Origin of the sequence: Roseomonas sp. HF4 (genome assembly GCF_005222755.1) — a bacterium.
Lineage (GTDB): Bacteria > Pseudomonadota > Alphaproteobacteria > Acetobacterales > Acetobacteraceae > Neoroseomonas.
Window position 1 is genome coordinate 1 of record NZ_STGD01000013.1, and the last position, 22,297, is coordinate 22,297.

The following is a 22,297-nucleotide window of genomic DNA, read 5'->3' on the forward strand; positions in this document are numbered from 1 at the left end:
TGGTCCAGCTTCAGGCCGCCGAACTCCGTCCGCCAGCGATAGTAGGTCGGCTCCGTCACGCCGATCGCCCGCACAGCATCGGCCACCGTCTTGCCCTGGCCAACCAGAACCTCCGCCTGCCGCAGCTTCGCGACAATCTCCTCCGGCGTGTGCGCCTTCTTCCGCCCCATCCCACAACCTCCCATCGCTGCCGCCGGACTACATCACCGGCGGACCGCTTCTAGGGGGGCAGGTCACCACGCACCCACGACGATCCGCTGCCTCTTCCATCCCGCCAACCGGGGGAAGGGGGCGGGCGTGAGGACTGGCCTTGCGGCGGCGTGCGGGGAGGTGATCGTCATCCAGGATGCGGACCTGGAATAAGATCCGGCGGACTGGACATTGATGTACGACCTGATCGCGCAACGCAAGGTCGCGGACGTCGTCTTCGGGACGCAGATGCGAGACGGGCGGGGCGGCTTCGCCTATCGCCGCCAGTATGCCGCCAATGCGACGCTTTCGGCGCTGTTCAGCATCCTCTACGGCCAGCGCCTGACCGACATCGAGGTGTGCTACAAGATGTTCACCCAGGCCGTCTGCGATGGCCTGACGATCACCTGCGATGATTTCGGCTGCGAGATACAGATCAGCGCGCAGATCGCACGGTCGCGGCGCTGGCGCATCCGGGAGATCGACATCACCTACCAGGGGCGGCGCTACGAGGAGGGAAAGAGGATCGGATGGCGCGATGGCATCAAGGAGCTCTGGTATCTGCTTCGCTTCCGTGTGCAGCCCCTCCCACGCGCGGGATTGACGGGACCTGACCCGGCATGACGTCCCGCGCGGCGATCTTCGTTCTCGGCATGCATCGCAGCGGCACCTCGGCGCTGTCGCGCGTGCTGAGCCTCCTCGGGGCGTCGCTGCCGCGGCACGTGCTTCCGCCAGGGCCAGGCAACGAGAGCGGTCACTGGGAACCGGAACGCGCCGTGGCGCTGAACGACAGGATCCTGGCGGAGGCAGGTACCCGGGTCGAAGGGATAAACGGGCCGCCGGACGCATGGTTCGCGTCGGAGGCCGCGGAGGCCTTCGTCGCGCCCATGCAGGCGCTGATCCACGAGGAGTTCGCCACTGCACCGCTCTTCGTGTTCAAGGATCCGCGCAGCGCCCTGGTTTTTCCGCTGTGGCGTCGAGCACTGAAGGAACTTGGCATCGGCTGTCTGCCGGTCATCATCTCGCGCAATCCTGTGGAGGTGGCGCAGTCGCTTGCGGATCGGCAGACACGGGCCGAGCCCTGGCAGTCCTGGCCGACCGATCGCGGCGGGCTGCTCTGGCTGCGCTACGCGGTCGCGGCGGAACGGCATTCACGCGGCTGCACGAGAGCATTCTGTACCTTCGACGAACTGCTCGCCGACTGGCAGGGCACGCTGGGTCGCATCGCATGTGATCTCGGGATAGCGTGGCCGCGGTCACCTCTTGAGGCTGCGCCCGACATCAGCCGGTTCCTTGATCCGAAGCATCGTCATCAGCACGTCGTGGAGCCGGCCCAGGGGCGCGGCGGCGCCTGGTCATCGTGGATCACCCCGGCCTTCGAGGCGTTGCGCAGAGGGCCTGACATGGCGCTGCTGGATGCCATCGGACGATCCTTCGACGATGCCTGTGAAGCGGTACTCGACGGCGCCGTGCATCGTGCGACAGAACAGCGGAAGGTGGATCCGGAGATCGCAGGCATCCTTGCAGTTTCCGCTGCCCATGCGGCGATCCTGTCAGAAGTCGGTCGCGAGGCGTCTCGTCGGGCCGCCGTCCTCGCCGAGAGGCTGGCCGAACGGACTGAAGCTGCGCGGTGTGCCGAACGTTATGCGCGATCTCTGGAGCAAACGATGCACGAGATGCGCGCGACGCACGAAACGACCGTAGCCTATACGCGAAGCCTGGAACAGGCGCGGGATCGGGCTGAAGCTTACGCCCGGCAGCTTGAGGCGCATCTCGCAAACGCGCCTGAACCGACAGCACCGGCATCACACACGACGCCGGAGGCGTGACGCCAGGATTGGGCTTGTCCCAAGCAAAGCAGCGCCCACCAAAACCGGGGCCTGTTAGCAAGAACAAGCTCTCCTCATGAGCATGAGCATGAGCATGAGCAAGGCAGCCAGGCGGCAGAGCCAGAATCAAGACATTGAAATTACATAGGAAATTTTCCAATAATACGGCGGTATGGGATTTAGAATTGACATAATCCCTAAGTTCGAATAGTATAGATAGATATAAATAAAAAAATAAAATATAAACGCTGCAAAAAACATAATTTCATTTTAAACTTCGCAGAAAATTGAACTGTGTATGAAGTTATTGCTATATGGAGATACAAAAATGGTACTCAAAAATAGAAATACCGAGAAAAAAATCAAATGCCAAACTCCCGAAAAAAAATTCAGTTCCATCTCGGCGATTTATTATGCTTCTCCATTGCTGTTCAATATAGGAGCTACAGCGGAATTTCATATGAAGCGTATCGCGGCGCTGGGCTTCGATGCGCTCCTAATAGCACCGCCCTGCCAGCCGGGCATCAGCGGGAGCTTATTCGACATATCGGATCCGGGGCGCCTTCATGCGGCGCTCGGAGGCGGGCCGACCGATGCGTACCTCCGGGACATGACGGCGCGCCTCTCGGCTCATGCGATGACCCTCATGGTCGATATCGCGCTCGATCACCTCGCAGCCGATTCCTGGCTCGTGGCGGACAATCCCGATCTGTTCCATCGGGCGGGGGCCGATGGCGAAATCCCCCTCGACCCGAGGCGTCCGATGGAACGCGCCGACATCGCGATGACGCGGTGCGACGGCGCTGAGGCGGAGAGGCGCCTTGCGGACATCTTCGGCTCGCTGCTCACGAGTTGGGCTGATGCGGGGGTGTCCGGCATTCGTGCGCTTGCCCCACACCGGGTGCCCGCATCGCTGTGGCGCACGGTTCTTGGCGCTGTTCGTGAGGTGAGGCCCGACTTCACGGCCCTTGCCTGGACCCCGGGCCTTTCGCCCGCCGACGTCGCCGCCCTAGCCCGCTGCGGCTTCACGCACAGTGCCGGCAGTGCGCCATGGTGGGACGGCCGCGCGCCGTGGCTTGCGCGAGAATACGAGGAGCGACGCCTGCTTCTTCCCTCGATCGGCCTGGTCGAGGACCCGGCGGGTCCGCGGATCGCGGCGGGCGTGCCGTCCGAAGACCAGCCCGCGCGCCGCCGGGCGATCGAGCGGGCGCTCGCCTTGGCCGCAACAACAGGTGCCGGGCTCCTGATGCCGATGGGGTTCGAGCAGGGGGCGGTTCGGCCGCTCGACATGACGGCCGACCGTCCTGCCGACTGGTCCTGGATGGGAGAAGCGGTCGACGAGCAGGTGTCCGCGGCGATTTCGGCGGCGATCCGTCTCGTGCGGTCCTGTGCACCGCTCGGCACGCCAGGCCAGATGGTGCCGCTTTCCGGGCCGGGGGCGCCCGTGGCTGCCTTTGCCCGCGCGCTCGGTGGCGACCTCCGCCGCGCGGAAGAGGTGGCGGTGGTGCTCGCCAACGCAACACTGAACGCACCGGCGAGCATCTCGCCGGATGGCATCCTGGCCGCGCTCGACGGCCGATTTCCGGCGCTCCGGCAGGTCTTCCCGCTGGATGGTGGCGACCTCCTGACACCGGGGCGCCCCGTCGTGCTGGCGGAGGGGGAGATACGCGTCTTCGCCGGCCGCGCCGCAGCGCCCCGAACGGCGCCCGGACGGGCGCTGGCCGGAAAGACGGCGCGCTCCATGCCGCGCATCGCGATCGAGCGCGTGACACCCGCTGTCGATGACGGCCGGTTCTCCGTAAAGCGGCTCGCCGGCGAGGCCGTCCCCTTCTCCGCCGACATCTTCGGCGACGGCCACGAGGTGCTGGCCGCCGTCCTGCGCTGGCAGGCGTCGGGCGAGGCGGCGTGGCACGAAGCGCCGATGACCAAGGGCGAGAACGACCGCTGGACGGGCATCGTGCCGCTTGCCGCCGCCGGGCGCCATGAGGTGACGATCGAGGCTTGGCGCGACCTCTTCGCCACCTGGCGCGACGAGGTCGAGAAGAAACACGCCGCCGACGTGCCCATCGCGCTCGAACTGCAGGAGGGGATCAGGCTCGTCGAGCATGCGGCCGCGCGTTCCGAGGGTGACGACGCGGAGCGCTTCTCCGCCCTGCTGCGCCGCCTTGCGGATGGTTCGGAGGGCGACCGCCTGCACGACCTGCTGGCCGACGAGACGCGCGTGCTGATGCGCCGCTGGTCCGAGCGGACCCAGTCGGTCCGGACCGAAAAGGTCTATCCGGTCATGGCTGACCGCCGCGCGGCGGCCTTCGCGTCCTGGTACGAGATGTTTCCCCGCTCGGCCTCCGACGACACGGCGCGCCACGGCACCTTCGACGATGTCGTGCGGCACCTGCCGCGCGTGCGCGCCATGGGCTTCGATGTCCTTTACTTCACGCCCATTCATCCGATCGGCCGACGGAACAGGAAGGGGCGCAACAACACGCTGAAGGCCGGCCCTGGCGATCCCGGCAGCCCCTATGCGATCGGCGCGGCCGAGGGCGGGCACGATGCGCTGCACCCCGAACTCGGCGACCTTGACGCCTTCCGCCGTCTCGTGGCGGCGGCCGAGGCGCATGGGCTCGAGCTCGCGCTCGACTTCGCGATCCAGTGCAGCCCGGATCATCCGTGGCTCGCGGAACATCCCGGCTGGTTCGCCTGGCGCCCGGACGGCAGCCTGCGCTACGCGGAGAACCCACCGAAGAAGTACGAGGACATCGTCAACGTCGACTTCTATGCGCCCGATTCGGTACCGGATCTCTGGGTCGCGCTGCGCGACGTGATCCTGCATTGGATCGAGCAGGGCGTGCGCACCTTCCGCGTGGACAACCCGCACACCAAGCCGCTGCCCTTCTGGGAATGGATGATCGCCGATGTCCAGGCACGCCACCCCGAAGCGATCTTCCTGTCGGAGGCCTTCACGCGACCCAAGATGATGAAGCGCCTCGCGAAGCTCGGCTTCACGCAATCCTACACCTACTTCACCTGGCGCAACACCAAGGCCGAACTGGCCGAGTACCTGACCGAACTGACCACGACCGAGGCGGCCGATTTCTACCGCCCGCATTTCTTCGTCAACACGCCCGACATCAACCCGGTGTTCCTGCAGAAATCCGGCCGGCCGGGCCACCTGATCCGAGCTGTGCTGGCGACGACGCTTTCGGGTCTCTGGGGCGCCTATTGCGGCTTCGAGCTCTGCGAGGCGCGTGCGCTGCCGGGCAAGGAGGAGTACCTCGATTCCGAGAAGTACGAGATCCGTGCCTGGGATTGGGACCGGCCGGGCAACATCGTCGCCGAGATCACCGCGCTGAACCGCATCCGCCGCGAGAACCCGGCGCTGCAGACGCATCTCGGACTGGGGTTCCTCAATTGCTGGAACGACAGCATCCTGGCCTATCGCAAGATGACGCCCGACCGCGGCAATCTCGTGGTGGTGGCTGTCAACCTCGACCCCTTCGCGGTGCAGGAGGCGAGCTTCGAAGTGCCGCTCTGGGAGTTCGGCCTGCCCGACGACGCCGAGGTCGAGGTCGAGGATCTCCTGACCGGCCGGTCCTGGCGCTGGCGTGGCAAGATGCAGCGCCTCCGCCTCGACCCGGCCGTCCTTCCCTATGCCATTCTGCGCCTCGCCGCGCCCGGAACCCACGCATGACCGCCAACGCCACCCCGTCCGATCCGCAGTGGTACAAGGACGCGATCATCTACCAGGTCCATGTGAAGTCGTTCTTCGACGCCAATGACGACGGCATCGGGGATTTCGACGGCCTGATCCGCAAGCTCGACTACGTCGCCGGCCTCGGCGTCAACGTGATCTGGCTGCTGCCCTTCTACCCGTCCCCGAGGCGCGACGACGGCTACGACATCGCCGACTACCGGGGCATCCACCCAGACTACGGCACGATGAAGGACTTCAAGCGCTTCGTGGCCGAGGCGCATCGGCGGGGCCTGCGCGTCATCACCGAGCTGGTGGTGAACCACACCTCCGATCAGCACGAATGGTTCCAGCGCGCGCGCCGCGCGAAGAAGGGGTCGTGGCAGCGCGACTTCTACGTCTGGCGCGACGACGACAAGGGGTTCAACGAGACCCGCATCATCTTCCTCGATACCGAGAAGTCGAACTGGGCCTGGGACGAGGAGGCGAAGGCCTACTACTGGCACCGTTTCTACAGCCACCAGCCCGACCTCAACTTCGACAATCCGCGCGTGCTGCGCGCCATCCTCGATGTCATGCACATGTGGCTGAAGCTGGGCGTGGACGGGCTGCGCCTGGACGCCGTGCCCTACCTGATCGAGCGCGAAGGCACGAACAACGAGAACCTCCCCGAGACGCACGAGGTCATCAAGAAGATCCGCGCCGAGATCGACGCCCACTACCCCGACCGGATGCTGCTGGCCGAGGCGAACCAGTGGCCCGAGGACGTGAAGGAATATTTCGGCGAGGGCGACGAATGCCACATGGCGTTCCACTTTCCGCTCATGCCGCGGATGTACATGGCGATCGCGCAGGAGGACCGGTATCCGATCACCGACATCCTGCGCCAGACGCCGCCCATCCCCGACGGCTGCCAATGGGCGATCTTCCTGCGCAACCACGACGAACTGACGCTCGAGATGGTGACCGACCAGGAGCGCGACTACCTCTGGAACACCTATGCGTCCGACCGACGGGCGCGGATCAACCTCGGCATCCGGCGCCGCCTCTCGCCGCTGCTCGAGCACGACCGGCGACGGATCGAGCTGATGAACTCCCTGCTGCTGTCGATGCCCGGCACGCCGGTCATCTACTACGGCGACGAGATCGGCATGGGCGACAACATCTTCCTGGGCGACCGCGACGGCGTGCGCACGCCCATGCAGTGGTCGAACGACCGCAACGGCGGCTTCAGCCGGGCCGATTTCGCACGCCTCGTCGCGCCGCCCATCATGGACCCGATCTACGGCTTCCAAGCCGTGAACGTCGAGGCGCAGGCGCTCGACCCCCACAGCCTGTTGAACTGGACGCGGCGGATGGTGGCGGTGCGCCAGAATCACGCGGCGCTGTTCGGCCGCGGCGGCTACCGCTTCCTCTATCCCGGCAACCGGAAGGTGCTGGCCTATGTGCGCGAGCATGACGGGGAAGCGATTCTCTGCGTCGCCAACCTTTCGCGATCGCCGCAGGCGGTGGAACTCGACCTCTCGCCCTGGCATGCGCGTGTGCCGGTGGAACTGCTCGGTCGCACGCCCTTCCCGCCGGTCGGCGACCTGCCCTACCTGCTGACGCTGCCGCCCTACGGCTTCTTCTGGTTCGTCCTGGCCGAGGAGCACGCGCTGCCGGGTTGGCACGTGCCCGCACCCGTCCAGATGCCCGACCTTGTCACCTTTGTCCTGCGCGAGGGCCTGCGCACCGCGTTCGGCGATCAGGACCGCGCAACCTTCGAGAAGCAGGTGCTGCCGGCCTACCTGCCGCTGCGCCGTTGGTACCAGGGCAAGGGAACCCGCCTGGCCGAGGCGCGCGTCGCCGCCACGTCCATCCTGCGGACCGCCGAGGGCGAGATGGTGCTCGCGGAGGTCGAGACCGTCCCGGGCAGCACGGACCGCTATCTCCTGCCGCTCGCCGTGGTGTTCGAGGACCATGAACGCATCTCGGCGCTGTCCTCGCAACTCGCGCTCGCCCGCGCGCGGCGTGGCCGGCGCGTGGGCTTCGTGACGGACGCGGTGACGCGCGATGCCTTTGCGCGCGGCATCGTCGCCGCGCTCGCGGCCGGCGAGATGCTGCCCTCGACCGAGGGCGAAATTCGCTTCCGGCCCGCGGCCCGCCTTGCGGAATGCACGCCTGAACCCGATGCGCCCGTCGGGCGGTTCGGCGGCGAACAGTCCAACAGCACGATCATGGTGGGCGAGGTCGTGCTGAAGCTGGTGCGCCACACCTTCCTCGGCACGCATCCCGAGGCCGAGATGTGCCGCTACCTGACCGGCCCCGGTGCCTTCGACGGCACGCCCGCTTTCCTCGGCGATGTCGTGCATCTCGAGCCGGACGGCGCCGAGCGCACGCTGGCCGTGGCGCAGGCCTTCGTGCGCAACCAGGGGGATGCCTGGTCCTGGACGCTCGGTCAGCTGAAGCGGTTGCTCGATGACGCCCTGATCCACGAGGGGACCGGGGAGGAGGAGGGCCCCGCCGAGGCCGCGGAGGGCGTGCTCGAGACGCTGGCGCCGTTCCTCGCGACGCTTGGGCGGCGCCTGGCGCAGATGCACCTGGCCCTGGCGCAGCCGACTGACGACCCGGCCTTCGCGCCGGAGCCCCTGCGGCAGGAGGATATCGACGCCTGGCGCGCCGCCGCGCTAGCGGAAACCGAGGCCGCGCTCGATCTCCTGGCGCGGCAGCTGGACGGCCTGCCGGAGGAGGCGTGCGACGCCGCGGCCGCGCTGCTTTCGGCCCGGCAGCCGCTGCTGGCCACCATCTCGGTCGCGGTGCCAGGCGCGCAAGGCGGTCTTCGTACACGCATCCACGGAGACCTCCATCTCGGGCAGGTCCTCGTGGCGGCCGGCGACGCCGTGATCGTGGATTTCGAGGGCGAGCCGCTGCGCGCCCTCGATGAGCGTCGGGCCAAGAGCACGCCCGCGCGCGATGTCGCGGGCATGGTGCGCAGCCTCGACTACGTGGCCGCGGCGGCGCTGAGGGACCTGGCGCCACGCTCCCCCGGGACGCCCGATCCGCGGCCGGAACTGATCGCGCGATGGAGCAGCCAGGCGCGGGGCGCATTCCTGGCCGCCTATCGCGAGACGGTCGGCACGTCGCCCGCCTGGCCGACCGATGAGGCGGCGCGCGACGGGCTCATGGACCTCTTCGTGGCCGGCAAGGCGGCGTACGAACTGGCCTACGAACTCCGCAACAGGCCCGGCTGGGCGATCATTCCCATCCGCGCGCTGCTCGCGCTCGCCGGCGTCACGATGCACGCGGCGGAGGAGGGCTAGCATGAATGCCATGACCGACGACCGCGCCGCGATCGTCGCCCTGTCCGAGGGGCGCAACGGCGACCCCTTCGCCTGGCTCGGCCCCCATGTCGCCGAGGGCGGGCGGGTGGTGCGCGCCTTTCTGCCCGGCGCGCGGGCCGTCTCGGCCTTGGCGGCCGACGGCTCGGAGCTCGGGGCGTTGCGGGCGCTCGATCCGCCGGGCTTCTTCGCCGGGCGTGTCGCGGCCGAGGGCGCCTACCGGCTGCGCATCTCCTGGCCAGATGCGGAGCAGGAGACCGAGGATCCCTACGCTTTTCCGCCCCTGCTCGGCGAACTCGACCTGCACCTGATCGCGGAAGGCCGGCACAGGGAGATCGGCCGCGTGCTCGGTGCGCATGCGATCGAGATGGCCGGCGTGCGCGGCGTGCGCTTCGCCGTATGGGCGCCGAATGCACGGCGTGTCTCGGTGGTTGGCGACTTCAACGGCTGGGACGGGCGTCGCCATCCGATGCGCCGGCGCGTGGAGGCCGGAATCTGGGAGATCTTCATCCCCCGAATTGGGCCTGGCAGTCGCTACAAGTACGAGCTTCTTGGCGCGGATGGCACGCTGCTGCCGCTGAAGGCTGATCCCTGCGCCGGCGAGGCGGAACGGCCGCCGGCGACGGCCTCGATCGTGCCCCAGCCGTTGGAGCCGCCGGCCGCGAGAGGCGACGGGCCGGCACACGGGCCGGAGGCGCCGCTGTCGATCTACGAAGTCCACGCGACCTCCTGGATGCGCCACGCTGACGGCAGCCCGCTGGCCTGGGACGAGTTGGCCGACCGGCTGCTGCCCTATGTCGCGGGGCTCGGCTTCACGCATATCGAGCTGCTCCCAGTGACCGAGCACCCCTTCGAGGGCAGCTGGGGCTACCAGCCGGTCGGGCTGTTCGCGCCAACGTCGCGGCTCGGGCCGCCGGAGGCGTTCCGTCGCTTCGTGTCGCGCGCGCACGCGGCCGGGCTCGGCGTCATCGTCGACTGGGTGCCGGCGCATTTCCCGACCGATGCGCACGGGCTCGGCCGCTTCGACGGCACGGCACTCTATGAACACCAGGACCCGCGGGAGGGTTTTCACCGCGACTGGTCGACGCTGATCTACAATTTCGGGCGCAACGAGGTCCGCGGCTATCTCATCGCCTCCGCGCTTCATTGGCTTCGCGACTTCGGTTGCGACGGGCTGCGGGTCGATGCGGTGGCGTCCATGCTCTACCGCGACTACTCGCGCGAGCCAGGCGAATGGATCCCGAACGTCCATGGCGGCCGGGAGAATATCGAGGCGGTAGGCTTCGTGCGCGAACTGAACGAGGCGGTCGCCGAACACGCGCCCTGGGCGATGGTGATCGCGGAGGAGTCCACGGCCTGGCCGAAGGTCTCGGCGCCTGTCCCTGAGGGCGGGCTTGGCTTCGACTACAAGTGGAACATGGGCTGGATGCACGATACGCTGCACTACGTGTCGCGCGACCCGATCTACCGCACGCACCACCACGGCGAGATCACCTTCGGGATGGTCTATGCCTTCAGCGAACGCTTCGTGCTGCCGCTGTCGCATGACGAGGTTGTGCACGGAAAGGGCAGTCTTCTCGGCAAGATGCCTGGCGACCGCTGGCAACGCTTCGCGAACCTGCGCGCCTATCTGGGCTTCATGTGGGGGCATCCCGGCAAGAAGCTGCTGTTCATGGGCGGCGAGATCGCACAGGAGCGGGAGTGGAACCACGACACGCAAATCGACTGGCCGTTACTCGACGACCCGATGCACGCCGGCATGCAGCGCCTCGTGCGCGACCTCAATCACGTCATGCGCGCCGCGCCGGCCCTGCACAGGCGGGACACCCGGCCCGACGGCTTCGCCTGGACCATCGGCGACGACAGCCGCAACAGCGTCTTCGCCTTCCTGCGCCTGGCGGCGCCGGAAGATCCGCCTGCGCTGGTCGTGAGCAACTTCACCCCGACGCCGCATCATGGCTATCGGGTCGGCGTCCCGCGGGGCGGGCGTTGGGTGGAACGCGTCAACACCGATGCCGGCGCCTATGGCGGATCCGGCGTCGGCAATGGCGGCGGCAGGACGGCCCAGGCCGTGCCCGCGCATGGCCACGCGCAGTCCCTTCTCCTTGACCTGCCGCCCCTTGCCACCGTCATTCTCTTGCCTGAAGGGGCCTGACTACAGACATGCCGCGTTTTCCAGAGCGGCTGGAGCCCGGCTGCGCCAATCCTCTCGGCGCGACCTTCGATGGCGGCGGCGTGAACTTCGCCCTGTTCTCCGAACATGCGACGCGCGTCGTCCTATGTCTGTTCGACCGGAACGGCCGACGGGAGACCACACGCTTCGACCTGCCTGAATGCACGGACGGCGTCTGGCACGGCTACCTGCCGGGCGTGGCGCCGGGTCGCCCCTACGGATACCGCGTCTTCGGGCCGTACCGGCCGCATGAAGGCCACCGCTTCAACCCGCACAAGCTGCTGATCGACCCCTATGCGCGCGCGCTGCTGGGTGACCTGCGCTGGAGCGATGCCCTCTATGGCTACCGGATCGGCGCGCCGCGCAGCGACCTCTCGATCGACCGGCGCGACAGCGCGGCCGGCGTGCCGAAGGCTCTCATCACGGCCGAGGTGGCGCTGCCGCCGCGGCCTGGGCCGCGCCACGCCTGGCGCGACACGGTGATCTACGAGACGCATGTGAAGGGCATGACCGCGACGCTGCCCGAAGCCGCGCCGCACGAACGCGGCACCTTCGCGGCGCTGGCAGATCCGCGCGTGATCGAGCACCTGCATCGCATCGGCGTCACGGCCGTGGAGCTGCTGCCGATCCACGCCTTCGTCGATGACCGCTTCCTGGTCGAGCGCGGGCTCAGGAACTACTGGGGCTACAGCACGCTGAACTTCTTCGCGCCGGAGCCGCGCTTCCTGTCCCGTCGCGACCCGGAGGAAGCGCGCATCGCCATCCGCCGGCTTCAGGCCGCCGGCATCGAGGTACTGCTCGACGTCGTCTACAACCATACCTGCGAGGGGAGCGAGCTTGGCCCGACGCTGTCCTTCCGCGGTATCGACAACGCGTCCTACTATCGGCTTCTGCCCGAGAATCGCCGGCACCACATCAACGACACTGGCACCGGCAATACGCTGAACCTGTCCCATCCGCGCGTGCTGCAGATGGTGATGGACAGCCTGCGCCACTGGGTCCTGCAATACGGTGTGGACGGGTTCCGCTTCGACCTCTGCACCATCCTCGGCCGGGAGGATGGCGGCTTCGACCCCGGCGCCGGCTTCTTCGACGCGATCCGGCAGGATCCTGTCCTCGCGCGGGTGAAGCTGATCGCGGAGCCCTGGGACATCGGCCCGGGCGGCTATCAGCTCGGCAATTATCCCGCCGGCTTCGCGGAATGGAACGACCGCTTCCGCGACGGCGTGCGCCGCTTCTGGCGCGGCGACGAGGCCTTGCGGCCGGAACTTGCCGCGCGCGTGGCCGGGTCGGCCGACCTGTTCGACCGCCGCCGCCGCCGCGCCTGGTCCAGCGTGAACTTCGTCGCGGTGCATGACGGCTTCACGCTGCGCGACCTCGTCTCCTACGAGGAACGCCACAATGAAGCGAACGGCGAAGATAGCCGCGACGGCCACGGCGACAATCATGCGCGCAACTGGGGCGTCGAGGGCGAGAGCGACGATCCCGCGCTCAAGGCCCGGCGCCTCCGGGTCGCGCGCGCCCTGCTGGCTACGGTCTTCGTCTCGCACGGGACGCCGATGCTGCTGATGGGGGACGAGGCCTGGCGGACCCAGGGCGGCAACAACAACGTCTATTGCCAGGACAATGCCCTGGCCTGGATGCCCTGGGCGGAGGACGCCCCGCCGGAAGCCGAGGCCATGGCCGATTTCACCGGCCGGCTGGCGCGCCTGCGCCGCGACTATCCGGTGCTGAGATCCGACCGCTTCCTGCATGGCGGCGACGTGCGCCCAGGCCTGCCCGACATCGCCTGGTCGGAACCGGACGGCACGCCGATCACGCCGGAAGGCTGGCACGACGCGTCGCGCCGCGCCTTCACCCTGCAACTGGCGGGGCCGGCGTCGACGCCGGGCATGCTCGACGTGCTCCGCATCCTGCTGAACGCGGCGGGCGACACCGTCGAATTCGCGATGCCGCCGCTCGACGGCGCGAGTTTCCGGCCCGTGCTCGACAGCGGGGCGCCGGAGGCACCGCTGCGCGAAGGGTTGAACGCCATGGAGGTCCAGGGCCATGGCCTTGTCGTCCTGGCCGCCAGGATCGCCGCGCCATGACCGCCGCCTCCTTCCGGCACCACCTGCCCTTCGGCGCGGAAGCGGCTGTCGACGGGACCACGCGCTTCCGCCTCTGGGCGCCGTCCTCCCCCGCCGTTGCTGTGGTCTTTGCCGATGGACGCGATGCACCGATGGCGCCGGAGGCCGGCGGCTGGTTCGTCGTCACGGTGCCGGCACCCCCCGGGACGCGCTATCGCTATCGCGTCGGGCCGGATGTGGTGGTCCCGGACCCGGCCTCGCGCGCGCAGGATGGCGACGTGTCGGGCTGGAGCGTCGTGACGGACCCCGGCGCCTTCGCGTGGCTGCATGCCGAATGGGCCGGGCGGCCCTGGCACGAGACTGTCCTCTACGAACTGCATCCCGGCGCCTTCGGCGGCTTCCGCGGCGTGATGGCGGAATTGCCGCGCCTAGCGTGTCTCGGCGTGACGGCGGTTGAGCTGATGCCCGTGGCCGACTTCGCCGGCACGCGCAACTGGGGCTATGACGGCGTGCTGCCCTATGCGCCCGCCGAGGCCTATGGCACGCCCGACGACCTCAAGGCGCTGGTCGATGCGGCGCATGGCCTCGGGCTGATGGTGTTCCTCGACGTCGTCTACAATCACTTCGGACCGGAGGGGAACTGGCTGCACGCCTATGCCCCGGGCTTCTTCGCCGAGGGCACGCACACGCCCTGGGGCGCGGCGCTCGATTTCTCGAAGGCGCCGGTGCGCGACTTCTTCATCGAGAACGCGATCCACTGGATCATGGAGTACCGCTTCGACGGGCTGCGCTTCGACGCGGTGCACGCGATCGAATCCGCGCCGGGCGAGCAGTTCCTCCAGGAGATGGCGCAGCGCATCCGCGCGGCGGCGGAGCCCGGACGGCACGTCCACCTGGTGCTCGAGCACGACGACAACGCGGCTTCCCACCTTGGGGCGCATCTCTACGACGCGCAGTGGAACGACGATGGCCATCACTGCCTGCATGTGTTGCTGACCGGCGAGGAGGATGGCTACTACGGCGACTATGCCGAGGCTCCGGCCGCGATGCTGGCGCGCTGCCTATCCCAAGGCTTCGCCTATCAGGGGGAGCCTTCGCCGCACAGGGGCGGTGAACCGCGCGGGGAGGCCTCGGGCCACCTGCCGCCCACGACCTTCGTCCTGTTCCTGCAGAACCATGACCAGACGGGAAACCGTGCGATGGGCGAGAGGCTGTCCGTCCTTGCGCCACCCGAAGCGCTCGACGCGGCGCGGTCGCTGCTGCTCCTCGCGCCCCAGGTGCCGATGCTCTTCATGGGCGAGGAATGGGCGAGCCGACGGCCTTTCCTCTACTTCACCGATTTCACCGGCGCGCTCGCCGATGCGGTTCGCGAGGGACGCGCGCGGGAATTCGCACGCTTCGCCGCCTTTGCGGGGGAGGCCGGCCGCGCTGCCATTCCCGACCCCAACGACCCTGCGACCTTCGCCGCCTCCCGCACCGATTCACAGGAGGCTGAGGCCGCGCCGCAGGCCGCCGCCCTCGCGCAAACACGAACGCTGCTCGCGACGCGCCATGCCGAGATCATCCCGCGCCTGCCGGGCGCGGCGGCCCTTGCCGCCGAGGCGATCGGCCGTGCCGCCGTCCGCGCCGCCTGGCGGATGGGGGATGGCAGCACGCTGCGCGTGCTGTGCAACCTTGGTGCCGAGGCCGTCGCCGTGCCCGCCGACACCGGCACGCCGCTGAACGCGATGCCGGCGGGCGCCGCGGCATCGCTTGCCGAGGGTCGTCTCGGCGCCTTCTCGACCCTCTGGTTCCTCGATCGGACATCGCCGACATGACCGCGCACGACGATGCCATCCTGCGCCTGGCCGAAATCCACGGCTTCGAGACGCAGTGGCACGATTTCATGGGCCGGCACCGCCAGGTGGGCCTCGACACGCTCCGCAGCCTTCTGCGTGCGGAGGGCGTCGAAATATCCGACCCGGCGGGCGGACTCGCCGAGGCCGTCGAGGTTGCGCGCCGTGCGCCCCTGGCGCCGCGCCTGACCGGCACGGCGGGCGGCGTGCTCCACATCGCCCTCGCGCTCGATTGCCCGCAGGACCGTGACGTGCCGTGGCGGATCGAATTCACGGACGGCCGCACGCTGGAGGGCACGGCGATACCGTCCTGCGGCGAGCCGGATCCGCTGCTCGGACAACCGCGTCCGGGCCTCGCGCTGCCGCTGCCCACGACGCCGGGCGAGGCACGGCTGCTGCTTGGCGGCGCGGTCGCGTCCGAGGCGCGCCTCACCATCGCGCCCCCCGCCTGCTTTCGCGGCGCCCTGGAGGACCGGCGGCTCTGGGGCCTGGGCGTGCAACTCTACGGCCTGCGCGCGGCGGGCGCGGGCGGGCTTGGCCACTTCGGCGCCCTGCCCGCGCTCGCGCGCGCAGCGGCGGCGCGCGGCGCCAACGCGCTGGCGCTCAGCCCGACGCATGCGCTCTTTGCCGCGGATCCGCAGCACTACAGCCCCTATGCGCCGTCGAGCCGCACGCGGCTGAACGGCTGGCTCGCCGATCCGGGCGGGCTGCCGGAGGCGGGGCAGGTGGCGACGCTATCCGCGGCGCTCGGCCTCGATGCCGCTCTGGCCTCCGCCGAGGAGGAGGAGGAGGTACATTATCCGACCGCGGTGCCTTTGCGCCTGTCCCTGCTCCGCGCGCTGCATGCGGGCTTCGCCGCGGCACATCTCGCGCCGCCGACCTCGCTCGGAGAGGAGTTCCTCGCCTTCCGGCGCGCGGGCGGTGCTGCGCTCGAGGACCATGCGCGGTTCGAGGCGCTGCACGCCTGCCAGTTCCGCGACGATCCCTCCGCCTGGGACTGGCGGCGATGGCCCGAGGCGCTCCGCGATCCACGCAACGACGCGGTGGCGCGGTTCGCCGCCGCCCATGCAAATGACGTTGCATTCCATGTCTTCCTGCAGTGGCTCGCGACGCGTCAGCTGCGCACCGCGCAGGAGACGGCACGCGCGGCCGGCATGGCGATCGGACTGGTGACCGACCTCGCGGTCGGCACCCATGCCGGCGGCAGCCGCGCATGGTCACGCACCGCGGCGCTGCTGGAGGGCGTGTCGATAGGGGCGCCGCCAGACCTGCTCAATCCTCATGGGCAGGACTGGGGGCTCACGACTTTCGCGCCCGCCCGCCTGGCCGCCCAGGGCTTCGCGCCCTTCATCGAGGACCTCGGCGCCGCCATGGCGCATGCCGGCGGGGTGCGCATCGACCACGTCATGGGGCTTGCCCGCATCTGGTGCGTGCCGGAAGGCGAGAGGGCGTCGCATGGCGCCTATCTGCGCTTCCCGGTGGATGACCTGATGCGGATCATGGCCGCCGAATCCCACCGGCACGGTACTGTCGTGATCGGCGAGGACCTCGGGACTCTGCCTCACGGCTATCGCGACACATTGGTGCGGAACCACGTCCTCGGGCTCCGCGTCCTGTTCTTCGAGCGCGATTCCAATGGCGGCTTCGCGCCGCCTGCGCGCTATTCGGCCGAGGCCGTCGCGACCAGCACGACGCACGACATGCCGACGCTGGCTGGCTGGTGGCGCGGTGCCGATATCGGGCTGCGCGCCGGACTCGGCCTGCTGCCCGAGGGCAGCGACGAGGCTGCGGAGCACCGCACGCGCGAAGGCGAGCGCTCGGCCCTGTGGCACGCCCTCCGGACGGAGGCAGGCGCCGAGGGCGACAGGCCCGACGCGCCGGACGAAAGGCTGGGCGCCGCCGTCGCGCACTTCCTGGGCCAGGCGCCCTCCGCGCTCGTGATGCTGCCGATCGAGGACGCCCTCCTCGTCGAGCCGCAGGTGAACCTGCCCGGCACGACGGAGGAACATCCCAACTGGCGCCGCCGGCTGCCCAGGGCGGCCGAGGTCCTGCTCGCTGAAGCGCCGGCGACGGGCATCCTCGATGCCCTGGCCGCGTCGCGCAGGAAGGCCGACAGACGGTGACGCCGACCGCGACATACCGGCTGCAGTTTCACGACGGCTTCGGGTTTGCGGATGCCCGCGCGGTCGTGCCCTATCTCGACGCGCTCGGGATCTCGCACGTCTATGCATCGCCAGTGCTGGCGGCGCGCCCGGGGTCCCCGCACGGCTACGACATCATCGACCATGGGCGGATCAGCGACGCGCTTGGTGGTATGGAGGGCCTGCGCGCGCTCTCGTCGGATCTGCGCGCGCGCGGGATGGGGTTGCTGCTCGACATCGTGCCGAATCACATGGGGGTCGGCGGAGCGGACAACGCGCTCTGGCTCGATGTCCTGGAGTGGGGGCGCGCCAGCCCCTACGCGACCTGGTTCGACATCGACTGGACGCCGGCGGATGCGCGTCTGAACGGGCGCGTGCTGGCGCCCTTCCTCGGCGCGCCATACGGAGACGCGCTCGCCGCGGGCGACCTCGTGCTGCGCCTCGAGCCGCACGAGGGCAGCCTGTCGGTCTGGTATCACGAGCATCGCTTTCCGGTGGCGGCGCGCGACTATGGTGGGATCCTTCCCGAGCCGCCGACGGGCGATGCGGTGCTCGACGCCGCGGTTTCGGCATGGCGGCACCTGGCGCGCGCGCCGCGCAGCCAGCACCGCGCGCGCGCGACAGCCGCCCGGCGCGCATTGGCCGAGGCGCTGCAGGGCCCCGCAGCGGCCTCGATCGTCTTCGCGCGCCTGGCGCGGTATGACGCGGCCACCGATGGCGGTGCGGCCCTGCACGCGCTGCTTGAGCGGCAGTCTTACAGGCTCTGCTGGTGGCGCGCAGCATCCGACGAGATCAATTACCGCCGGTTCTTCGATATCAACGGGCTGGCCGGCTTCCGGGTCGAATTGCCTGGCGCCTTCGAGGCGGCGCACGGGCTGCTGCTCGACCTCTGGGCAGAGGGGCTGATCGACGGCGTCCGCATCGATCACGTCGACGGTCTCGCCGATCCGCGCGCATATTGCCGCAAGCTGCGCCGGCGCATGGAGGCGCGCGCGCCCGAGCGCCCGGCAGGCCTGGCGCGCGAGCCCTGGATCCTGGTCGAGAAGATTCTCGCGCGGCACGAGCATCTGCCTGCCGAATGGCAGACGGACGGTACCACGGGCTACGAGGTCATGGACCGCATCGGCGCATTGCTGCACGACGCGGCGGCAGAACCGCTGCTGGACGCTGCCTGGGCGGATACGGCACCGGATCTGTCCGACTTCCACGCGGTCGAACGCGCGGCGCGCGCGCAGATCCTGTCGGACTATCTGGCGGCGGAACTCGCCGGCGCAGCGCTGCACGTCCATCGTGTCCTGCAGGGCGACCTCGGCACGCGCGACTTCACGCTGACTGCTGTGCGCCGCGTGCTGCGCGCGATCGTGATCGAGTTCCCGACATATCGGACCTATGCCTCGCTCTCCGGTGGGCGCGGGGCGGATGCCTACGTGCTGGACTGGGCATTCAGCCGCGCTGCCCGCCGGCTGCGCGCGACGCAGCACGAATTGCTCGCGCGCGTCCGTCCGATCCTGTCCGGCGAGGCGCTGCGCCGCGCGAAGCCCGGTGCCGAACGGCACGACGCTCTGCAGGCGATACGCCGCTTCCAGCAACTCACGGGGCCGGTTGCGGCCAAGTCGGTGGAGGACACGGCGTTCTACCGCTACCTGAGGCTCATTTCGCGCAACGAGGTGGGCTCGGATCCGTTGCAGCTCTCGGTGACACGAACTGCGTTCCACCGCTTCATGCGCAGCCGCCGGCGCACGCCGCTCGCGCTCTCGGGTGGGGCGACGCATGACCACAAGCGCGGCGAGGATGTGCGGGCGCGGCTGGCCGTACTGACGGAGGATGCCGCGGGATGGGCGGCGACCACCGAACGCTGGCGCCGCATGAATGCGCCGCTGCGCGCAACCCTGGACACCACCGTCGCGCCCGATCCGGCGGACGAGTTGCACATCTACCAGACGTTGCTCGGCGCCTGGCCGATGGGTCTCGATGCCGACGACCGTCGGGGCGTCGCGGCCTTCCTCGCGCGGGTTGAGGGCTGGCTTGTGAAGGCGCTGCGCGAAGGCAAGCGCCACAGCGACTGGGCCCTGCCGGACCCTGCCTACGAGGGGTCCTGCCTTGGCTTCCTGCGCGCCGCGATGGACCCGGCGCGCCCGCAGCGCTTCGACCGCGATGTCGCGGCGAAGGCCGCCACGATCGCAGCCGCCGGCGCGGCCAAGGGCCTGCTGCAGACGGCGCTGAAATGCATCGCGCCCGGCGTGCCTGACACCTACCAGGGTACGGAGTTCTGGGACCTGTCGCTGGTCGACCCGGACAACAGGCGCCCGGTGGACTTCGCCGCGCGCGCCGCGGCCCTGGAGCGAGCCGCTTCGCCTGCGGCGTGGCATGACGAGGCCGTAAAGCTGGCCTGGACGGCCGCTCTGCTGGGTCTGCGGCGGTCCCGCCCGGCGCTGTTCCTCGACGGCACCTGGCTTCCCGTCAACTGCCGCGGGCCGCTGCGTGAGCGTGTCGTCGGCGTTGCACGGGTGGCAGGGGATGAGGCGGTACTCCTCGTCGGCCTGCTGCACCCGACCGGCCTGCTGGAGCCGGGCAGCCTTGCGCCGGTCCGCGGCGCCGCACTCGGCGCGACGACCCTGGTCCTCCCGGCGGCGATCTCGGGGCGGCGGGGCTGGCGCATCCTCCGTCCCGGGTGTCCGGCCGAGGATGGGGTGCCGGGCCTGCGGCTCGTGCGCCTGCTGGAGGGCGCGCCGGTGGCGATCGCGACAACGACGCCCTCCACGACCCTGGAGGCCTGACGGGACCACGAGGCCCGCCTTGCGGGCACCCGGGACCCGAACGCCGGAAAATCGACTGCCGATGACGCCCCGCGCGAAGTGACCCCTTGCGCGATGAGGGATCCGTATGCTCGAATATAAGAAAATACTAACAAGGAGAGGGCATGCGGTTCGGTTCGATGCCGATTCTAGGTGCGGCCATGCTCGCGGCGACGGCGCTTTGCGTGCCGGCGGCGGCGCAGACGGCCGCGCTCGTGCCGTTCGCCGTCGTGGACGATGCCATTCCGCTGCCGCTGACGACAACGGGTGGCGATGCGGCCCGGGGCCGGGCACTCGCCCTCGACCGCTCCAAAGGCAACTGCGTGACCTGCCATGAATTGCCGGTCTCCGCCGACTTCCAGGGCAATCTCGGCCCACCGCTGACCGGCGTGGCGGACCGCTACTCGATCGGCGAACTCCGCCTGCGGGTCGTCGACAGCAAGCGCAACAACGCAGAGAGCAACATGCCCCCCTACTACCGGGTGGAAGGCCTGACCGGCGTGCGCCGCGACTGGGCTGGCCGCCCGATCCTGACCGCGCAGGAGGTCGAGGACGTGCTCGCCTACCTGATGACCCTCAGATGAGACGAACGGAGACCGCCATGCACGCCGCCCCCACCCCATCGCGCCGCGTGATGCTGGCGCTTGCCGCCGGAGGGGTCGCGATAAGCCTGCTGCCGCGCCCGGCTTCCGCGCAGCTGGCCGCGCCCACCCAGGCCGCGATCGACCGCATCCGTGGCGGCCGCACGCCGCAGGAAGGGCGCGTGACGCTGCGCCTGCCGCCGATCGCCGAGAACGGCAATACGGTGCCGATGACCGTCTCGGTCGAGAGCCCGATGACGGCCGCCGACCACGTCAAGACGATCTACGTCTTCGCCGACAAGAACCCGACGCCGGACCTCGCGACCTTCCACCTGACGCCGGCCATGGGCCGCGCCAGCGTGGATACCCGCATCCGCCTTGGCACGACGCAGGACGTCGTCGCCATCGCCGAGATGAGCGACGGCAACCTGTTCATGACGCGCGCCGAGGTGAAGGTCACCATCGGCGGCTGCGGCGGCTGAGCGCGAAGGAGAACCACCATGGCCGCACCCATCGGACAGCCCCGCGTCCGCATCCCCGCCCAGGCCCGCGCCGGCGAGGTGATCGATATCCGCACCCTGATCTCCCACATCATGGAGACCGGGCAGCGCCGCGACCAGGCCGGCGCCATCATCCCGCGCGACATCATCAAGCGCTTCGAGGCGAAGTTCGAAGGCCAGCTCGTCTTCGCCATGGACCTGGCGCCGGCGATCTCGGCGAACCCATACATCGCCTTCCCCTTCAAGGTGGAAAAGGCGGGCAGCTTCGAGTTCACCTGGACCAACGACGCCGGCGAGGAACGCAAGGCGACCAACGACATCAAGCTGGCCTGAGGCACCTGCCATGTGGAAGGCGGCAGGGCTGACGATCGGGACGGCGGCGCTGGCGGTGGGCATCGCCTTCGCGCAGTCCGGCGCGCCCGAGCCGCAGCGCGCGATCCCGGACCCGCAATCGGGCCGCCACTTCGCCACGCCCGAGACGATCGCCATCCAGGACGACGACTTCCAGAACCCGGCGATGCTCTGGGCCGAGGAAGGCGAGGCCGCCTGGAGCCGGGTCGAGGGCACCGCAGGGCAGTCCTGCGCATCCTGCCACACCGACGCGACACAGACGATGCGCGGCGTGCGCGCGCGCATGCCGGCGTATCACCCGCGCCTCAATCGTGTCGTGACGCTCGAGCAGCAGATCAACATCTGCCGCACGGAACGCATGGGCGCCGCCGCGCTGCCCATCGACAGCCGGCCGCTGAACGCCATGACCACCTTTGTCGCGCTGCAGTCGCGCGGCATGCCGGTGGCGGTGGACATCGCGGGCCCGGCGCGCGCCTTCTTCGACCGCGGCGAGGCGTTCTACAACACGCGCCGCGGCCAACTCGACATGCGCTGCGGGTCCTGCCACGAGGACAATTATGGCCGGTCCCTGCGCGCCGACCTCCTCTCGCAGGGCATGAGCAACGGCTTCCCGACCTATCGGCTCAAGGAACAGCGGGTGATCAGCCTGCAGTTCCGCCTGCAGGGCTGCGTCAACGACGTGCGCGGGGAGGCGCCGCTGCTCGGCGGCGAGGAGTTCACCAACCTCGAATTCTACCTGGCGTGGCGGGCGCAGGGCCTGCCGGTCGAGAGCCCCTCCGTCCGTCGCTGAGGGACCGTTCGAGAATGCCGGCAGCGGCCCGCTCCCCCT

Annotated in this window: 15 protein-coding genes; 14 read left to right on the forward strand and 1 reads right to left on the reverse strand. The window is 69.4% G+C overall.

What is annotated here, in order from left to right; all coding sequences use genetic code 11:
* Positions 1 to 170 (reverse strand): transposase (locus tag E8M80_RS18455; protein WP_170979491.1); only part of this gene is annotated, 170 nt, incomplete at its 3' end.
* Between E8M80_RS18455 and E8M80_RS27050 the strand changes: the two genes are divergently transcribed.
* From E8M80_RS27050 to soxA, 14 genes are all read left to right on the forward strand, one after another.
* Entirely contained in the window at positions 148 to 363 is a 216-nt protein-coding gene (locus E8M80_RS27050) for a glycosyltransferase (RefSeq protein WP_170979492.1), read from the forward strand. The two genes, E8M80_RS18455 and E8M80_RS27050, sit on opposite strands and share 23 nt — an antisense overlap.
* Before the next feature lie 21 nt (positions 364 to 384).
* On the forward strand, positions 385 to 813 hold the full coding sequence (locus tag E8M80_RS18465) for a hypothetical protein (RefSeq protein WP_137127199.1): 429 nt from the start codon (positions 385 to 387) through the stop codon (positions 811 to 813).
* Positions 810 to 2,018, forward strand: coding sequence for a sulfotransferase family protein (locus E8M80_RS18470; RefSeq protein WP_137127200.1), 1,209 nt, complete (start codon positions 810 to 812; stop codon positions 2,016 to 2,018). Before E8M80_RS18465 ends, E8M80_RS18470 begins: the two co-directional genes overlap by 4 nt.
* Before the next feature lie 610 nt (positions 2,019 to 2,628).
* Positions 2,629 to 5,706: a maltotransferase domain-containing protein gene (locus tag E8M80_RS18475; RefSeq protein ID WP_206035666.1), complete on the forward strand. Its 3,078-nt coding sequence runs from the start codon at positions 2,629 to 2,631 to the stop codon at positions 5,704 to 5,706.
* On the forward strand, positions 5,703 to 9,005 hold the full coding sequence (gene treS / locus E8M80_RS18480) for a maltose alpha-D-glucosyltransferase (RefSeq protein WP_137127202.1): 3,303 nt from the start codon (positions 5,703 to 5,705) through the stop codon (positions 9,003 to 9,005). The genes E8M80_RS18475 and treS overlap by 4 nt, the downstream gene beginning before the upstream one ends.
* 1 nt (position 9,006) lies before the next feature.
* Complete coding sequence (gene glgB / locus E8M80_RS18485) at positions 9,007 to 11,178, forward strand: 1,4-alpha-glucan branching protein GlgB (protein WP_240790119.1); 2,172 nt, start codon at positions 9,007 to 9,009, stop codon at positions 11,176 to 11,178.
* Positions 11,179 to 11,186: 8 nt separating this feature from the next.
* Entirely contained in the window at positions 11,187 to 13,286 is a 2,100-nt protein-coding gene (glgX, locus tag E8M80_RS18490) for a glycogen debranching protein GlgX (protein ID WP_137127203.1), read from the forward strand.
* The gene (gene treZ, locus E8M80_RS18495; protein WP_137127204.1) at positions 13,283 to 15,082 is read left to right on the forward strand and encodes a malto-oligosyltrehalose trehalohydrolase; all 1,800 of its coding nucleotides are present in this window, start codon (positions 13,283 to 13,285) and stop codon (positions 15,080 to 15,082) included. The genes glgX and treZ overlap by 4 nt, the downstream gene beginning before the upstream one ends.
* Positions 15,079 to 17,223 carry a 4-alpha-glucanotransferase gene (gene malQ / locus E8M80_RS18500; RefSeq protein WP_137127205.1) on the forward strand — a complete coding sequence of 715 codons (2,145 nt, stop codon included), beginning with the start codon at positions 15,079 to 15,081 and terminating at the stop codon, positions 17,221 to 17,223. Before treZ ends, malQ begins: the two co-directional genes overlap by 4 nt.
* Positions 17,220 to 20,018, forward strand: coding sequence for a malto-oligosyltrehalose synthase (gene treY / locus E8M80_RS18505; RefSeq protein WP_137127206.1), 2,799 nt, complete (start codon positions 17,220 to 17,222; stop codon positions 20,016 to 20,018). Before malQ ends, treY begins: the two co-directional genes overlap by 4 nt.
* 143 nt (positions 20,019 to 20,161) lie before the next feature.
* Positions 20,162 to 20,620, forward strand: coding sequence for a sulfur oxidation c-type cytochrome SoxX (gene soxX, locus E8M80_RS18510; RefSeq protein WP_206035667.1), 459 nt, complete (start codon positions 20,162 to 20,164; stop codon positions 20,618 to 20,620).
* Positions 20,621 to 20,637: 17 nt separating this feature from the next.
* Positions 20,638 to 21,099: a thiosulfate oxidation carrier protein SoxY gene (gene soxY, locus E8M80_RS18515; RefSeq protein WP_137127207.1), complete on the forward strand. Its 462-nt coding sequence runs from the start codon at positions 20,638 to 20,640 to the stop codon at positions 21,097 to 21,099.
* Positions 21,100 to 21,117: 18 nt separating this feature from the next.
* Entirely contained in the window at positions 21,118 to 21,450 is a 333-nt protein-coding gene (gene soxZ, locus E8M80_RS18520; RefSeq protein ID WP_137127208.1) for a thiosulfate oxidation carrier complex protein SoxZ, read from the forward strand.
* Between the two features lie 10 nt (positions 21,451 to 21,460).
* Entirely contained in the window at positions 21,461 to 22,258 is a 798-nt protein-coding gene (gene soxA / locus E8M80_RS18525) for a sulfur oxidation c-type cytochrome SoxA (protein WP_137127209.1), read from the forward strand.
* The last annotated feature ends 39 nt before the right edge of the window (positions 22,259 to 22,297 follow it).

Excerpts from the sequence above, each read along its gene's own strand:
- E8M80_RS18465 (WP_137127199.1), top strand. The coding sequence starts at position 385 with ATGTACGACCTGATCGCGCAACGCAAGGTCGCGGACGTCGTCTTCGGG.
- E8M80_RS18470 (WP_137127200.1), top strand. The coding sequence starts at position 810 with ATGACGTCCCGCGCGGCGATCTTCGTTCTCGGCATGCATCGCAGCGGC.
- E8M80_RS18475 (WP_206035666.1), top strand. The coding sequence starts at position 2,629 with ATGACGGCGCGCCTCTCGGCTCATGCGATGACCCTCATGGTCGATATC.
- treS (WP_137127202.1), top strand. The coding sequence starts at position 5,703 with ATGACCGCCAACGCCACCCCGTCCGATCCGCAGTGGTACAAGGACGCG.
- glgB (WP_240790119.1), top strand. The coding sequence starts at position 9,007 with ATGAATGCCATGACCGACGACCGCGCCGCGATCGTCGCCCTGTCCGAG.
- glgX (WP_137127203.1), top strand. The coding sequence starts at position 11,187 with ATGCCGCGTTTTCCAGAGCGGCTGGAGCCCGGCTGCGCCAATCCTCTC.
- treZ (WP_137127204.1), top strand. The coding sequence starts at position 13,283 with ATGACCGCCGCCTCCTTCCGGCACCACCTGCCCTTCGGCGCGGAAGCG.
- malQ (WP_137127205.1), top strand. The coding sequence starts at position 15,079 with ATGACCGCGCACGACGATGCCATCCTGCGCCTGGCCGAAATCCACGGC.
- soxX (WP_206035667.1), top strand. The coding sequence starts at position 20,162 with ATGCGGTTCGGTTCGATGCCGATTCTAGGTGCGGCCATGCTCGCGGCG.
- soxY (WP_137127207.1), top strand. The coding sequence starts at position 20,638 with ATGCACGCCGCCCCCACCCCATCGCGCCGCGTGATGCTGGCGCTTGCC.
- soxZ (WP_137127208.1), top strand. The coding sequence starts at position 21,118 with ATGGCCGCACCCATCGGACAGCCCCGCGTCCGCATCCCCGCCCAGGCC.
- soxA (WP_137127209.1), top strand. The coding sequence starts at position 21,461 with ATGTGGAAGGCGGCAGGGCTGACGATCGGGACGGCGGCGCTGGCGGTG.